The following is a 14,173-nucleotide window of genomic DNA, read 5'->3' on the forward strand; positions in this document are numbered from 1 at the left end:
CGGATCAGGTCCCGGTGCGATCGCCGGGCGGGGTGCGCGTCAGGAGATGGCGCGCAGCCCGCCGTGGGCCGGGCGGCGGAGTTCCTCGACGGCCTGGTCCGTCGCCTCGTCGGCGGGGAGGAGGACGACCAGCTGCTGTGCGTCCGCGGAGAGTTCGAGGGTCTCGCGGACCAGCCGGAGTTCGCGTCCGGAGGGGTGCCGGAGCCGGAGGTCCCCGCGCTGCGGAACGACGTGCCGGTGCAGGCGGCGGGTGAGCTCGGGGCCGGCGACGGGTGCGAGTTCCGCGGTGAACCACTCGTGGGAGTCGAGGGACGGGCCCAGCCACAGGTCGAAGGCCCGCTCGTCCGCGATGTCGTCCCAGTCGGCGAAGAACGACCGGGCGCGGGGGTCGGTGAACACGTACCGGGTGAGGTTCGGGGTGTCGGAGTCGAGCAGTCCGGTCCCGCTCGTCACCGCCTCGAACGCACTGGTGTGGGCCAGGACGTCGCCCGTCCGGTTGGTCACCAGGGCGATGCCCGGCTCCAGCAGGCGCAGCGTGCGCAGGACGGACGGCCGTACGTGGCGCGACGGCGGCGCGGGCCGGGTGTGGCCGACGCACTCACCGCCGCTGATCTTCGCCAGGTAGCGCAGGTGGTCGCGCTCTGCGGCGTCGAGGCTGAGGCCGTCGGCCAGGGCGTTGACCACCGCGATCGAGGGGTTGCGGTCGCGGCCCTGCTCGATGCGGGTCAGGTATTCGACGCTGATGCCCGCCCGAGTGGCGAGATCCGATCGCCGTAGCCCCGGTGACCTGCGGCGGCCGTGGTCCGGCAGGCCCAGCGACTCCGGCTGGATGCTGTCCCGCTTGGCCCGGACGAAATCCCCCAGTGGTGTCCCCATGGCCCGAGCATAGGGTTCCGCCCCGGCGTCCGCGGAGAGCTCAGGGTGGCCCTGTGGGGGCCAGCCTCAGCCCGGTCTGGTTGCGGCCGCGGCGGGGTTCGATCGTGAGGGGCATGGAAAACGACAAGCACAAGCTGGTGGTCATCGTCGGAAGCGTCCGGGAAGGGCGGTTCGGGCCGGTCGTGGCCTCGTGGGTCGCCGAACAGGCCGCGGCGCACGGGGGTTTCGAGGTGGAGGTCGTCGATCTGGCCGGGATCGACGTCCCGTTGTCGCTGCCGGCGGTGTCGCCGAAGTACGCCGGGGACGACTACCCGCGGCCGGCCGGGATGGCGTCGCTGACGTCGGCGCTGGAGAACGCCGACGCTTTCATCGTGGTCACGCCGGAGTACAACCACAGCTACCCGGCGTCCCTGAAGGCCGCCATCGACTGGCACTTCACCCAGTGGACGGCCAAGCCGGTCGCCTTCGTCAGCTACGGCGGTGCGGCGGGCGGGCGGCACGCGGTGCTGCACCTGGAGAACGTGCTGACCGAACTGCACGCGGTCACCGTCCGCGACGGTCTCGCCTTCCCCAACTACTTCACGGCGTGGCAGGACGGCCGCCCCCTGGACCCCGAGGCCGCCGGATACGCCAAGACCCTCCTGGAACAGCTGTCCTGGTGGGCGGGCGCCCTGCGCTCGGCACGCGAGACCACGCCCTACCCGGTGTGAGCGGTACGACGGGGGCGTACGCCCCGCTCGGCGGCGGCGCGAGTCCGCGGAACGGCTGGATGCCGGGGTCGGTGGCGGGGGCGGTGGACGGTGGGCGGTGGGTGCCCGGGGTCAGTGCGGCACTGAGGGGGGCGGTGCACCGAGAGCATGGGGTGCGCCCGGCGGGCCGCGGGATCCGCCGGGACCCGGAGCAACTCAAACGGCCCGGGCTCCAGTGGCGAGCGGCCCCCGGGTCCTGCGGACAGCGGGGGCGTGCGCGGCAGGACACGTGCGCGGCCGCTTTGACGCTCCTACAGCGGGCGACATTTTCACGGCCGCCGGCCGTGGTGCCCGTCGCTCGAGAGGGGCATCTTCGTCACGGCACCGACCGGACCCGTCGCCACCGGAATGGAGGATGCGTGTGATGGATCACTCTGGGCGCCCGGGGTGGGTTCTCGGGCGCCTGGGCCGGGTGCGAAAGTCTGATGTGGTGACACCACATATATGGGTGCGTCGACTTAAGAGTCGGCAGCGCCTCGGCGTCGTGACCCCGCGGGACGGTCACCGTCGGCACCCCCGCGAACTCGTCGACCGCTCGCCGAGGCCCACGGCCGGTCGAGGCGACGCGTCGACGGCCGGACGAATAACTGTCGCCGCCACAACAGAATCACGTGCGGGGCGCGGCGAAGTTTTCGGTCCGACCGCCACGAGAATGCAGGGCGGCGTAGATCCGTCCACCTACCGTGTGTTACCGTGATAAAAGTTGCAGTTTTGGTTTCCGGAGAATTTCCTTTGATTCACCGGCGTCTTTCCGGGTCTTCCGGAGGGGAGTCCATCGCGGCGACTCGGGGTCCGTACAGTGCGGGTCCCGGCACTGCCCCCTAGGGAGATTCAATATGGCATCTGGCACCGTGAAGTGGTTCAACGCGGAAAAGGGCTTCGGCTTCATCGAGCAGGACGGCGGCGGCGCCGACGTGTTCGCGCACTACTCGAACATCGCCACCTCCGGCTTCCGCGAGCTTCAGGAAGGCCAGAAGGTTACCTTCGACGTCACGCAGGGCCAGAAGGGCCCGCAGGCCGAGAACATCGTTCCCGCCTGACGCTGACGCGTATCTTCACGGCTGGGGCCCGCACTCTTCGGGTGCGGGCCCTGTCCCATTGCCGCGAAGAATCTGATTGTCCCGAATAATCTGATTTTCTTCGTTTCTCCCCGGCTCTTTCTTGCGAATTCTCGTGCGGTTTCGCCGCGCCTCGGAGGAATTCCTCGACACGTGCCGCACGCATCGAGGAAGGGTTCCCCTCCCATGAACCGCACCCGCCGAACAGGGAACAACGGGAACAACACGTCCCACCTACGCTCCCGGGGCGCGAGCCACCAGCGCTCCCGCCCGGCCGCCGCACCCCGCGGCGAGTTCACCCTCCCCACCACCGTCACCGAGGCACTGCCCGCGGTGGAGGCGTTCGCCGACCTCGACCTGCCCGAGCGACTGCAGGCCGCGCTGCTCGCCGAGGGCGTGACCACGCCCTTCCCCATCCAGGCGGCGACCCTGCCGAACTCCCTGGCCGGCCGTGACGTCCTCGGCCGTGGCCGCACCGGCTCGGGCAAGACGCTCGCCTTCGGTCTGCCGCTGCTGGCCCGTCTGGACGGACAGCGCGCCGAGCCCCGGCACCCGCTCGCCCTGGTCCTCGTACCGACCCGCGAACTGGCCCAGCAGGTCACCGACGCGCTCACCCCCTACGCGCGGGCGCTGCGCCTGCGCGCGGCCACCGTCGTCGGCGGCATGTCGATCGGCCGGCAGGCGTCCGCGCTGCGGGCCGGCGCCGAGGTCCTGGTGGCGACGCCCGGCCGGCTCAAGGACCTCATCGAGCGCGGCGACTGCAGCCTGAGCCAGGTCACCATGACCGTCCTGGACGAGGCCGACCAGATGACCGACATGGGCTTCATGCCCCAGGTCACCGCCCTGCTCGACCAGGTACGCCCCGACGGCCAGCGGATGCTGTTCTCGGCCACGCTCGACCGCAACATCGACCGGCTGGTGCGGAACTACCTGCACGACCCGGTGGTGCACTCGGTCGACCCGTCCGCGGGCACCGTCACCACCATGGACCACCACCTCCTGCACGTCAGGGACGACGACAAGCACGCCACCGCCACCGAGATCGCCGCCCGCGACGGCCGCGTGATCATGTTCCTGGACACCAAGCACGCGGCGGAGCGCCTGGCCAAGCACCTGCTGTCGGTGGGCGTGCGGGCCTCGGCGCTGCACGGCGGCAAGTCCCAGCCGCAGCGCACCCGGACCCTCGGCCAGTTCAAGGACGGCCAGGTGACCGTCCTGGTGGCCACCAACGTCGCGGCCCGCGGGATCCACGTCGACGACGTCGACCTCGTCGTCAACTTCGACCCGCCCGCCGACCACAAGGACTACCTGCACCGCGGCGGCCGTACCGCGCGCGCCGGCGAGTCCGGCACCGTCGTCACGCTGGTCCTGCCGCACCAGCGGCGCTCGGTCGACCGTCTGATGTCCGACGCCGGCGTCACCGCGCGGACCACCCGGGTCCGCCCGGGCGAGGCCGAGCTGAACCGCATCACCGGCGCCCGCACCCCCTCCGGCGTGCCCGTCACCCTCCCGGCCCCCGCGCCCGCCGAGGCCCCGAAGCGCTCCGGGTCCGCGGGACGCAACCGCAGCAGCCGCTCCGCGCGGGGCCGCCGCCGCTCCACGCCCACCAGCCGATAGCCGTACGACCGACTGACGGGGCCGGTGGCCGCGCCGCCGGCGTACCCGTCGAGGAGGAGACGAACAGGGCCGCACCCTGGCCGTTCTCACCGTCACGTCCCGACCGCTCCCCGTGGAGGCACCATGCGCATCGTCATCGCACGTTTTCCCTTCGACCTGACCATGAGCGAGGTCGAGAGGTCCATGGACGGCGTCCAGCCCGAACCCGCCACCGGCCTGTGTGTGACCGTCGGCCCCCACGTCTACCCGGTCAAGCAGGTCGGTCAGGTCATCACCCGGCAGGACCGCCGCGACTTCACCGCCAACGAGGTGGCCCGGGGCCTGACCCGGCTCGGCTTCACCTGCCACGAGGTCCAGCCGCCCCGCCAGGAAGCCTTCAACGACCCGGCGGCGTCCCTGCCCTGGGCCGACACCCCGCTGGGCTGACGTCACCCGGGTACCGGGCACCCGTCACGTTCCGTTCCCACCCGCGCCGCCCCGTGCAAGACTGCGGCTCCGCACGGCAGTGCCGCCGTGTTCCTCCTGTCCTCACGTGATGTCACTCGTCATCGCTTGAGCGGGGAGCTGCGCGGCGGGACGCTGGGAGGATGGACAGCAGGGGCGGCACACCCGGAGGCACCGTGGAGGGACGCGTACCCGAGGACCTGGCGGTCGTCATCGACGCCGGCGGGACCATCACGGTGTGGAGCGCCGGGGCGCGTCAGCTGCTCGGATACGAAGCCGAAGAGGTCGTGGGCCGGCCGGCCGCCGGACTGCTCGCCGCCGACCTGCCCGAGTCCGCGCGCCGCCATGTGGCCGTGGGCCGGAGCTGGGCCACCGAGGTCGCGCTGCGGCACCGGGGCGGCGGCCGGACCGTCGTACGGCTGAAGGCCACCCCGCTCACGGACGGCGACGGCGCGCGGCCGTGGCTGGTGACGGCCGCCGTCCCGGAGCACCTGGCCGGGCCCGTCGGACCGGCCGCGGAGGCCCTGTGGGACCTCACCCTCGCGCAGCTGCCCGTGCCGGTGGCGGTCTACGACACCGAGGCCCGGCTGGTGTCGGCCAACGAGGTCATGACCCGGGTGATGGGCCGCAGCGTGGCCGAGATGCGCGGCCTGACCCTGTGGGAGATCGAGCCGACCCCGCCCTTCGACGAGTACGACCGCCTCCAGCGGCAGGTGCTGCGCACGGGTGAGCCGCTCTTCCACGAGAACTACGGGCAGGCCCCCGGCGAGGTCCGGGGCCATGCCTGGTCGATGTTCCTCTCCCCGCTGAAGGACGAGAGCGGGGCGGTGCGGGGCATGTCCGCGGCCGTCTTCGACACCACCGAGCAGTACTGGGCCCGCCGCCGCCTCGCCGTCCTCAACGACGCCAGTCTGCGCATCGGCAGCACCCTGGACGTGGCCCGGACCGCGGACGAGCTGGCCGAGGTGGCTGTGACGGGCTTCGCGGACTTCGTCACCGTGGACCTGCTGGAGTCGGTGGCGCTCGGCGAGGAGCCGGCACCGGTGCCGCCGGACCGGCCGGTCACGGTACGCCGTACGGCACAACGGTCGGTCCTCGACGGCTGCCCGGAGTCGGTGGTCCCCACCGGCGGGAGGACGTTCTACCCGGTGGGCACGCCCCCGATGCGGGCCCTGATCGCCGGCCGCGGCACCCGCCCGGAGTCCTGGGCCCCCGGGATGCGGGAGTGGGTCGACTCCTCCCGGGCCCGCGCCGAGACCGTGGCCAAGTACATGATCCACTCGGTGATGATGGTGCCGCTGCGCGCCCGGGGGGTCACCCTGGGCCTGGTGCACTTCCTGCGGCACCGGACGACCGAGCCGTTCAGCGAGGACGACCTGCTGCTCGCGGAGGAGATCGTCGCGAGGGCCGCGGTGAGCGTGGACAACGCCCGCCGCTACACCCACGAACGCCGTACCGCGCTCACCCTCCAGCGCAGCCTCCTGCCCGAGCGCCCGCCGGACCTCGCGGCCATGGAGGTGGCGTACCGCTATCTCCCGGCGGGCTCCGGCGCGGACGTGGGCGGGGACTGGTTCGACGTCATCCCGCTGTCCGGCGCCCGGGTCGCCCTGGTCGTGGGCGACGTGGTGGGCCACGGCATCCACGCCTCGGCGACGATGGGCCGCCTGCGCACGGCCGTACGGACCCTCGCGGACGTGGACCTCGCCCCCGACGAACTCCTCACCCAGCTCGACGATCTGGTCGTCAGGCTCGACCGGGAGGAGGGGCCGGACACCCGCGACGGGGGTGCGGAGGCCGCGACACCCGGCGAGGTGGGGGCGACCTGCCTCTACGCCGTCTACGACCCGGTCTCCCGCCGCTGCACGATGGCCCGCGCCGGCCACCCGCCGCCGGCCGTGGTCACCCCGGACGGGGAGGTCCGCTTCCTGAACCTGCCGACCGGCCCGCCCCTCGGCCTCGGCGGTCTGCCGTTCGAGTCCGTCGAGGTGGAACTGGAGGAGGGCAGCCTGCTCGCCCTCTACACCGACGGCCTGGTCGAGGCGGCCGACCGCGACATCGAGGTCGGCCTGAGCCTGCTGCGCGGGGCCCTCGCCGACAAGGCGGGCCCGCTGGAGGAGACCTGCGACGAGGTCCTGCGGACGGTCCTGCCGGCCCGCCCGGCCGACGACATCGTCCTGATGCTGGCCCGCACCTCGGCCCTGGATGCCGCGCGGGTCCGCACCTGGCACCTCGAGCGCGACCCGGCGGCGGTGGCACGGGCCCGGAAGGCGGCGAGCGAACAGGTCACGGCGTGGGGCCTGGACGACGCGTCCTTCGCGACGGAACTGATCGTCAGCGAGCTCGTCACGAACGCCGTCCGCTACGGCGACGATCCCGTCGTGCTACGACTGATCCGTGACTCGGCGCTGATCTGCGAGGTCTCCGACGGCAGCAGTACGGCTCCGCACCTGCGGCGGGCGAGGGTGTTCGACGAGGGCGGGCGGGGGCTGCTGCTGGTCGCGCAGATGGCGGAGCGGTGGGGGAGCCGGCAGACGGCTACAGGGAAGACGATCTGGGCGGAGCTGGGGTTACCGGACGAGCAGGTCTCCGAGCGGTGAGGTTTCCCGGGTTGCGCGGTTGCGCGGTTGCGCGGTCTGTGGGTTGGTCGGGTTGCCGGTTACCAAGGGACGGCAAACGGAACGGTGAATTCACCCGCCTGTGCGACGATGCGGCCGTGAACGCACCCTCCAGCCCTTCCGCCGGCACGCCCCCCACGGAGCCGGCCCCCAAGTCCCCTGGTTTCGCGGCGGAGTTCAAGGACGCCGTCACGCTCCGGGCCTTCGGCCTGGTCCTCGGCGGCCTCCTGGTCCAACTGGCTTTCGTCGTCTCGTACGTAGGCGCCTTCCACTCCCCCACCCCCCACCGGATCCCCGTGGCGGTGGTGGCTCCCCAGCAGGCGGCGGCGAAGATCGTCGCTCAGCTGAACGCCCTGGACGGCGAGCCGGTGAAGGCAACAACGGCTTCCAGTACGGCTGTTGCCCGCGACTGGGTCCTGACGCGCCGCACGGACGCGGCCTTCCTCTTCAACCCGAAGGGCACCGAGGACACCCTGCTCGTCGCCTCGGCGGGCGGCCCGTCGGTCTCCCAGACGGCCACCCAGATCGCGCAGAAGATCGAGGCCTCGGAGAAGCGCCGGATCACGGTGACGGACATCCGCTCCCCCAACTCCGGTGACGGCCGCGGCATGACGTCCTTCTACCTGGTCCTGGGCTGGGTGATCGGCGGCTACCTGACCGCGACGATCATGGGCATGGCGTCCGGCTCCCGCCCGGCGAACCGCCCCCGCACCCTGATCCGCCTGGCAGCCCTCATCCCGTACGCGGTGGTGTCGGGCGTGGCCGGAGCGGTGATCGTGGGCCCGGTGTTCGGCGCCCTGGGCGGCCACTTCTGGGCCCTGAGCGCGATCGGAACGCTCACCGTCCTGGCCTCGGCGACCACGGCACTGGCCCTGCAGACCCTGCTGGGCCTGCTCGGCACGGGCCTGGTCATCCTGTTGTTCGTGGTCCTCGGCAACCCGAGCTCGGGCGGCGTCTACCCGGCCCCCCTGCTCCCCGCCTTCTGGAGCGCGATCGGCCAGGCCCTGCCACCGGGGGCGGGGACGACGCTGGTCCGCAACACGGTGTACTTCTCGGGGCATGCGACGGGATCGGCGCTGTGGGTGCTGGTGGCGTACGCCGTGGGCGGGGCCGTGTTGGCGTGGGGGGCGTCCTGGTGGCGGGAGGGGCGGAGTGCGGCCGCGCCGGCGGTCTCTGTCCGATGAGCGGTACGGCCGAGCCGTAGCCCACGCGTCGCCTTACGGTCGGCGTCCGCCACGGCCCCCCGTGCCGGGCGCCGCCCTTCCGGGCCGCCCGCTCGCTTCTCCCCCGAGGAGACCAGGCCGTTGTCGATCCTGCCATCCCCAGCCGACAACCGGCACCGCTTCATTGAAGCGGCGTGGAGCCGAGACCGACGCCGTACGCGATGTCGAGGTCGCGTGGGATGCCTTCGGGGAGTTTCTCCAGATCGAGATCGAAGGGATCGAGGGGCTTGAGAAGGACGGTGACGGGTTCGTCGTCCAGTGGGGCAGATGGGACTGGAACGACGGCCGGACCGCGCTGTCCTTCTGCCGGCAGCTTGCTGTCGAAGTGGCCGACGACCGGGGCGATCCCGGTGGGCAGCCGGAGTACCGGCAGGTGGATCTGCAGCTCGTCTTCGGAGAAGACCCCGCCTGGGCAGACCTCGACAGCCTCGGCCGACTCGGAAGGGTCCGTCGTTTCATCGAGACCTGCCCCCAACTGGCGGCCGTATGGCGGGCCGAGCCCCTCCGCAGTGATCTGACACTCGAACGAGCGGGGTAGTCGATGGGCAAGCACCGGCACCGGCATCACAGGCGCTGTAGCCGCTACGATCCCGCCATGACGTCACCCCAGGCGGATGCCGCGTAGATCCCCGCGCGAGCTGAGGGCTGCCGTGCCCGACAGACAGAGGGCGAGTCGGGTCAGCACGCTGCTCGTCAGCGCATGTGCCGCGTCCGTGTGTACTGCCGTGCACACGTACCTCTTCGTCGACGGCCTCGACGTGGTGGCACGCAGCGACAGCAGGATGGCCGGGCTCGGACCGGAGCGGCTCCTCCGCCCCGGTGGACCGCTCTGGCCGACGGACATGCCGCGCACGGTGGAAGTGGCGGCCGAGGAGCAACCGGGGCCGGACAGGCTGACTCTCCGGGTACGCCTCCGCGGCGAGACGGTCATCTGGTCCGACCTGTTGTACCCGGGCGCGGACGGCAGGCCGGTCGAGTACGTTCGCTTCCGCCTGGAGCAGTACCTGGGTGAGATCGAGCGGGCGTACAAGGCGTTGGGGCACCATCTCTGACCCTCCCTGATCACCGCCACGTCCGCCCCGACGTCCCTACGTCGCCGCCGCCAGCACCGGCCCCCGCGCCCTCCTCACGTGCGCCCTCCGCAAGAACGGCCTCTCGATGGCGTAGTAGGAGAGCAGTGCCATCAGCAGCGTCAGTGTCACCGTCGCCGCCAGTCGTCCCTCGTTCACCCCGAGGGAGGCGAGGAGGCGTGCGACCGGGTAGTGCCAGAGATAGATGCCGTAGCTCAGGTTGCGGCCGACCCAGGCCAGGGGGGTCAGGGCCAGCAGCCGGGACAGGCGGTCGTCGGGGCGTAGTTCCAGGGCCGTGACCAGGGTGGCGGAGAGGACCGCCACGGCGAGGAAGCCGATCGTGTACCAGGCGGCCGTCCAGACGCCGAGGTCTTCGGTGACCGGGACCTGCCAGGCGACCAGGCCCAGCAGGGCGAGGGCCGGCCAGGCGAGGCGGGCGGACCAGGTGCGCAGGCGGGCGAGGCGGGGGTCGTCGGACCGCAGGCGTGCCAGGGCTACGGCCACCAGGGCGCCGGCGAGCAGTTGGTCGGCGCGGGTGTCGGTGCCGTTGTAGATGCGGTGGGCCGCATCCGGGTTCCACAGGACGCAGCGCCAGAGAAGGGGCAGCACGCACAGGGCCGCCGTGCACAGCAGAACCGTGCGGGCCCGCAGGCGTCGCAGGAGAAGGAGCAGGACCAGCGGCCACACCAGGTAGAACTGCTCCTCGACGCCCAGGGACCAGGTGTGCGCGAGCGGGCCGGTGAGGTCGGAGTAGGGGCCGGTGTCCATGGCCCGAACGACGTTGGTGAGGAAGGCGGCCGTGAAGCCCGCGGCCTGGAGGGAATCCCGGAAGTCCCACAGGGAGGTGGTCGACGCGATCAGTACGCAGAACGCGCACACGGCCAGCATCGCGGGGACCAGGCGCAGCCAGCGGCGACGGTAGAAGGCCATGAGGGAGATACCCCCGCGGCGGACGTACTCGGCGATCAGCAGGCGGGTGATGACGAAGCCGCTGATGGTGAAGAAGACGTCCACGGCGACCGCGCCGCCCGGCAGCGCGTCGCGATCCACGTGGTAGACGATGACCAGCGCGACCGCGAGGGTACGCAGTCCGTCCAGGCCGCTCACCCGGCCGGTGCGGGACACCGCGGACGGAAAGCCCCGGCTCGCACGGGGGGCGACCGGGGCGGGGGGTCTGGGGACGCCGACCGCCGTGTCCGCTCCCCCCTGCCCTTCCTGTTCCGTTTCCGCCGCGGCCGTCGAGTCCGGTGCCTTCGCCATGAAAGAGATCTCTGCTCACCTGCCCGCTGAATCGAGTAATCCCGGTGCGCCTAACCGGAATCCACGCTCGCATGCCTAACTGGGCGCGGGCTGTGCCGAATCACCGCATCCCCACAGCACGCGCACAGGGTGTGCTCGGGCACGCGCGAGGCCGTACGGGACAGCGCTCCGCACAGGGGGCGGGTCGAGGGGGCGGGGCGCAGAAGAGGACGCCGCCGACGATCGTCGAGGCGTCCTGGGCAGGGCGAAGGCAGACGCGGTGAAGGTACGGCCGGCGGACGACTCCGCGTCCCCGTGCGGGTCAACAGCACGGGGTGTGGACCGAGGTCGACTGCCAGGGTCCGGGCCCCTGGCCGGCGCGTACGGCGCGAGCCAGGGGGACGACCCGACCGGGAAGCACGTCCACGCGGTGGTCCGCGCTCCGAACGGCAACGACTACGGAGAGGAGCTCATCGGGCAGCACTGTCCGACCTCACCGCGCGGCGAGGCAGGCTAGGCCGCTTCCGGCCGCGGGAAGGTCTCGTCCTCGTCGTCCCCGAAGTCCGGGGCCTGGAAGGGGTTCGTGGTGGGGGGCGGCAGGGCCGCGGGGGTGCGCTGGGGCCGCCCTTCGGGGGCGGAGAACAGCGAGGTCAGATCGATGAGAGAGGGTCCTTTCTCCTACAGCTTGGTCATCTTCGAGTACGGACTCAGGATCCGCATCTGCGACGAGCCGAAATCGACGAGCACCGCGATTCCGTCCTCGACGCCGATCACCCGGCCGAGACCGTACATGTCGTGTGTGACCTGGTCGCCCACGGCGAAGTGCTTGGGAGCGGGTGCGACCGGTGCCTTGAAGGGGCTGGTGGGCAAGTGACGCTTCTGTGCAGCAGGCTTTGTCATCTTCCTCAGTATGCGCCTATGGCCGCCCCGTCCGCGCCGTCTGTCCCGGACCGATACGAACACGCAACGGGCCGCGGGCCGCGAAGGGCGTCGCGATGGACGTCGGGAAGATCGCTCCGGGCGGGCCGGCCGAGGGTGCTGCCGCCGTCGTCGAGATCCGCCGCGGCCCGCTCCTGAAGGGCGGCCCCCGCACATCCTGCGCACGAGAGGTCCTCGGGTCCGGCCGGCCGCGCAGCACCGCTCCGCTCGGCGCCCGAGCTGCCCGTCGATCAAGAAGTAGGTAAGAACCCCCTGGCCAGGTGCAACTTTCGCGCCGGGCATGTGGTCCAGTTCGTGCCCGGTCCTGATCAGGTGCTGGGGCCCTTCTGTCCCATGTGGGGGATGTCATGAGTTCTGTCTCCGTCGGACGTGTGGTCGCGGGGGCGTTCGTCCTCGCCGGGCTCGGGAGCGGGGTCGCGTTCGCCGACGACTCGGCGCCGAGCGACGGGCTGGAGATCCAGGCGCCGTACGAGCAGGCGGTCGTCGCCGCGCCCGGTGACGGCGGTGCGGCGCAGTACCGGTCGATGGCGCTGGGGCTGCAGCACTACAACAGCGACTTCACCGTGACCGGCGGGCGGCTGACCGTCGACGCCTCCGGGCTCGCCGGGGTCGCCGAGATCGCCTGGCCCGACACCTGCGTGCCCGATGCCGCCGGCACCGTCGCCGTCTGCGACACCGGTGACGTGCCGGTCCGCTACAGCCCGCAGGTGCAGCTGAGGCTGCGGGCCGTCGCCGGTGCCGCCGTGGGCGCGCAGGGCGCGATCGAGTACTCCGCCACGGCCACCGGCGGCCCGGACGGCACGCTCACCGCCCCCGAGTACTCCGCGGAAACCTTCGTCACCGTCGGCTCCGGCCCCGACCTCGGCGTCACCGCCCCGCAGGACGTGACCGGTGTCACGCCCGGCACCGGCCTCACCGTGCCGTTCTCCGTCACCAACACCGGCAACGAGACCGCCCACGGCTTCACCGTGCAGATGTGGGCGACGTACGGTCTCGGCGTCACCACCCGCTACCCGCAGTGCACGTACACCGGCCCGGACGACGCCGACACCCAGTACCCGGCCATGACGCATGTGACCTGTTCCTTCGACACCGACGTCGCGCCCGGTGCCTCCGTGGAGCTGCCCCAGCCGCTGCGGCTCGCGGTCACCGACCACGCGCTGTACGAGCGGTTCGACTACGAGGTCGAGCCCGCGGGCGGTGTCAGCGACCTCGACAGCTCGGACAACGGCCGCGCCCTGCACATCGACGCCGACAACACCGCCGACTTCGCGGTGCACGGCAGCGAGGTGAGCGGCGCGCAGGGTGACACCGTCACCGCCGGTTTCCGCTTCGTCAACCGCGGCCCGGCCTGGGTCGCCGACGTCGCCTCGGGTGACCCGGTCCCCGCGATCGACTACTACCTCCCGCCGGGCACCACCGCCACCTCGGTGCCCAGCACCTGCCACACCGCCTCGCCGTCCGCCGGCGACCCGGCGGTCCCGCACTACGTGTGCACCCTGCCGACCTGGACCAGGCCCGACCTGAAGGTCGACTTCCCGTTCCGGCTGCGCGTCGACCAGGTCGTCCCGGACGCCACGGGTCACGTCACCGTCCGTCCCTACGACGGCACTCCGTCCTTCGCCTTCGACCCGAGGACCAGGAACAACTCGGCGAAGGTGGTCGTCAACCCGTCCGCGTGACGACGGTGACCGCGGTGAGGGGGCGCGGGCCCGCGCCTCCTCACCCCCGGACGTTGCCCATCTCCGCCATGAAGTCCGTGGGGTTGCTGTCGAAGCCCCGGATCAGCTCCGTGAGGTGCCACGCCCCGGACGCGTCCCGGGTGAACTCCGCGATCGTCGCGGCCGTGGCGTCCGCGACGCCCGTGAAGTCGTCGGCCAGCAGCCGGCGGTAGCCCTCGACGACGAGCACCCCGGCCTGGGTGAGGTCGCCGAAGGTGCGGGGGCCGCCGTTCTGGTGGATGGCGACGCCGACCACCACCCGCCCGTAGGCGGACGACAGGCGCTCGAACTCCAGCTCCATCACCTCGACGAACCCGAGACCGAGGCCGGTCTCGCTGTGCCGGGTCATGTTGATGGTGCCGTCCGGCGAGCGGCTCTCGGTGTGCACGACGTACTCCGGCCGCCCGTACGGATCTCCCGCCGCGTAGGTCGCGGCGACGATGTCGAGGTGCCGGGCCGGTTCCCCGTAGGGGCTCGGGTCCCACTTGAGCCGCACCTGGACCTTGCCAAGACCCGCACCATCGGCATGCATCAAGCCGCTCCCCGTCGGAGTTCCCCCGGGACTCTCCCGCTTGCTGAAGTATGTGCTCCGATCAGCGTCCTGATACCTCACCGGCGGTTA

At 71.9% G+C, this 14,173-nt stretch carries 13 protein-coding genes; 8 read left to right on the plus strand and 5 right to left on the minus strand.

Features of this window, described 5'->3' with window-relative positions; genetic code table 11:
- Positions 1-39: 39 nt before the first annotated feature.
- Positions 40-876, minus strand: coding sequence for a helix-turn-helix transcriptional regulator (locus ABZT02_RS21570; RefSeq protein WP_356019576.1), 837 nt, complete (start codon positions 874-876; stop codon positions 40-42).
- 113 nt (positions 877-989) lie between these two features.
- Here ABZT02_RS21570 and ABZT02_RS21575 point away from each other — a divergent pair, with 113 nt between their 5' ends.
- The 6 genes from ABZT02_RS21575 to ABZT02_RS21600 all read left to right on the plus strand — a co-directional run bounded on the left by ABZT02_RS21575 (position 990) and on the right by ABZT02_RS21600 (position 8,543).
- Positions 990-1,586, plus strand: a complete 597-nt coding sequence (locus ABZT02_RS21575) for an NAD(P)H-dependent oxidoreductase (RefSeq protein WP_356019577.1) — start codon at positions 990-992, stop codon at positions 1,584-1,586.
- 875 nt (positions 1,587-2,461) lie between these two features.
- Positions 2,462-2,665, plus strand: a complete 204-nt coding sequence (locus tag ABZT02_RS21580; RefSeq protein ID WP_007383480.1) for a cold-shock protein — start codon at positions 2,462-2,464, stop codon at positions 2,663-2,665.
- A 204-nt stretch (positions 2,666-2,869) separates the two neighbouring features.
- Positions 2,870-4,300, plus strand: a complete 1,431-nt coding sequence (locus tag ABZT02_RS21585) for a DEAD/DEAH box helicase (protein ID WP_356019578.1) — start codon at positions 2,870-2,872, stop codon at positions 4,298-4,300.
- A 123-nt stretch (positions 4,301-4,423) separates the two neighbouring features.
- Positions 4,424-4,726: an SCO5918 family protein gene (locus ABZT02_RS21590; RefSeq protein ID WP_356019579.1), complete on the plus strand. Its 303-nt coding sequence runs from the start codon at positions 4,424-4,426 to the stop codon at positions 4,724-4,726.
- A gap of 161 nt (positions 4,727-4,887) precedes the next feature.
- The gene (locus ABZT02_RS21595; protein ID WP_356019580.1) at positions 4,888-7,341 is read left to right on the plus strand and encodes a SpoIIE family protein phosphatase; all 2,454 of its coding nucleotides are present in this window, start codon (positions 4,888-4,890) and stop codon (positions 7,339-7,341) included.
- A gap of 116 nt (positions 7,342-7,457) precedes the next feature.
- Positions 7,458-8,543: a DUF3533 domain-containing protein gene (locus ABZT02_RS21600; RefSeq protein WP_356019581.1), complete on the plus strand. Its 1,086-nt coding sequence runs from the start codon at positions 7,458-7,460 to the stop codon at positions 8,541-8,543.
- Positions 8,544-8,703: 160 nt separating this feature from the next.
- On the opposite strand, the gene ABZT02_RS21605 is transcribed toward ABZT02_RS21600, so the two are convergent.
- Positions 8,704-9,147 carry a hypothetical protein gene (locus tag ABZT02_RS21605; protein WP_356019582.1) on the minus strand — a complete coding sequence of 148 codons (444 nt, stop codon included), beginning with the start codon at positions 9,145-9,147 and terminating at the stop codon, positions 8,704-8,706.
- 160 nt (positions 9,148-9,307) lie between these two features.
- On the opposite strand from ABZT02_RS21605, the gene ABZT02_RS21610 reads away from it, so the two are divergent.
- The gene (locus ABZT02_RS21610) at positions 9,308-9,634 is read left to right on the plus strand and encodes a hypothetical protein (protein WP_356019583.1); all 327 of its coding nucleotides are present in this window, start codon (positions 9,308-9,310) and stop codon (positions 9,632-9,634) included.
- Between the two features lie 36 nt (positions 9,635-9,670).
- Here the strand turns inward: ABZT02_RS21610 and ABZT02_RS21615 are convergent, their stop codons facing one another.
- Positions 9,671-10,912: an acyltransferase gene (locus ABZT02_RS21615; RefSeq protein ID WP_356019584.1), complete on the minus strand. Its 1,242-nt coding sequence runs from the start codon at positions 10,910-10,912 to the stop codon at positions 9,671-9,673.
- A gap of 657 nt (positions 10,913-11,569) precedes the next feature.
- A complete protein-coding gene (locus tag ABZT02_RS21620; protein ID WP_007383474.1) occupies positions 11,570-11,791 on the minus strand; it encodes a hypothetical protein in 222 nt (73 codons plus the stop codon).
- A 386-nt stretch (positions 11,792-12,177) separates the two neighbouring features.
- Between ABZT02_RS21620 and ABZT02_RS21625 the strand changes: the two genes are divergently transcribed.
- Positions 12,178-13,512, plus strand: coding sequence for a hypothetical protein (locus ABZT02_RS21625; RefSeq protein WP_356019585.1), 1,335 nt, complete (start codon positions 12,178-12,180; stop codon positions 13,510-13,512).
- A 40-nt stretch (positions 13,513-13,552) separates the two neighbouring features.
- Here ABZT02_RS21625 and ABZT02_RS21630 read toward each other — a convergent pair whose 3' ends face one another.
- A complete protein-coding gene (locus ABZT02_RS21630) occupies positions 13,553-14,083 on the minus strand; it encodes a TerD family protein (RefSeq protein ID WP_356019586.1) in 531 nt (176 codons plus the stop codon).
- Positions 14,084-14,173 lie beyond the last annotated feature (90 nt).

The organism is Streptomyces sp. NPDC005402 (assembly GCF_040606575.1).
Taxonomy (GTDB): Bacteria; Actinomycetota; Actinomycetes; order Streptomycetales; family Streptomycetaceae; genus Streptomyces.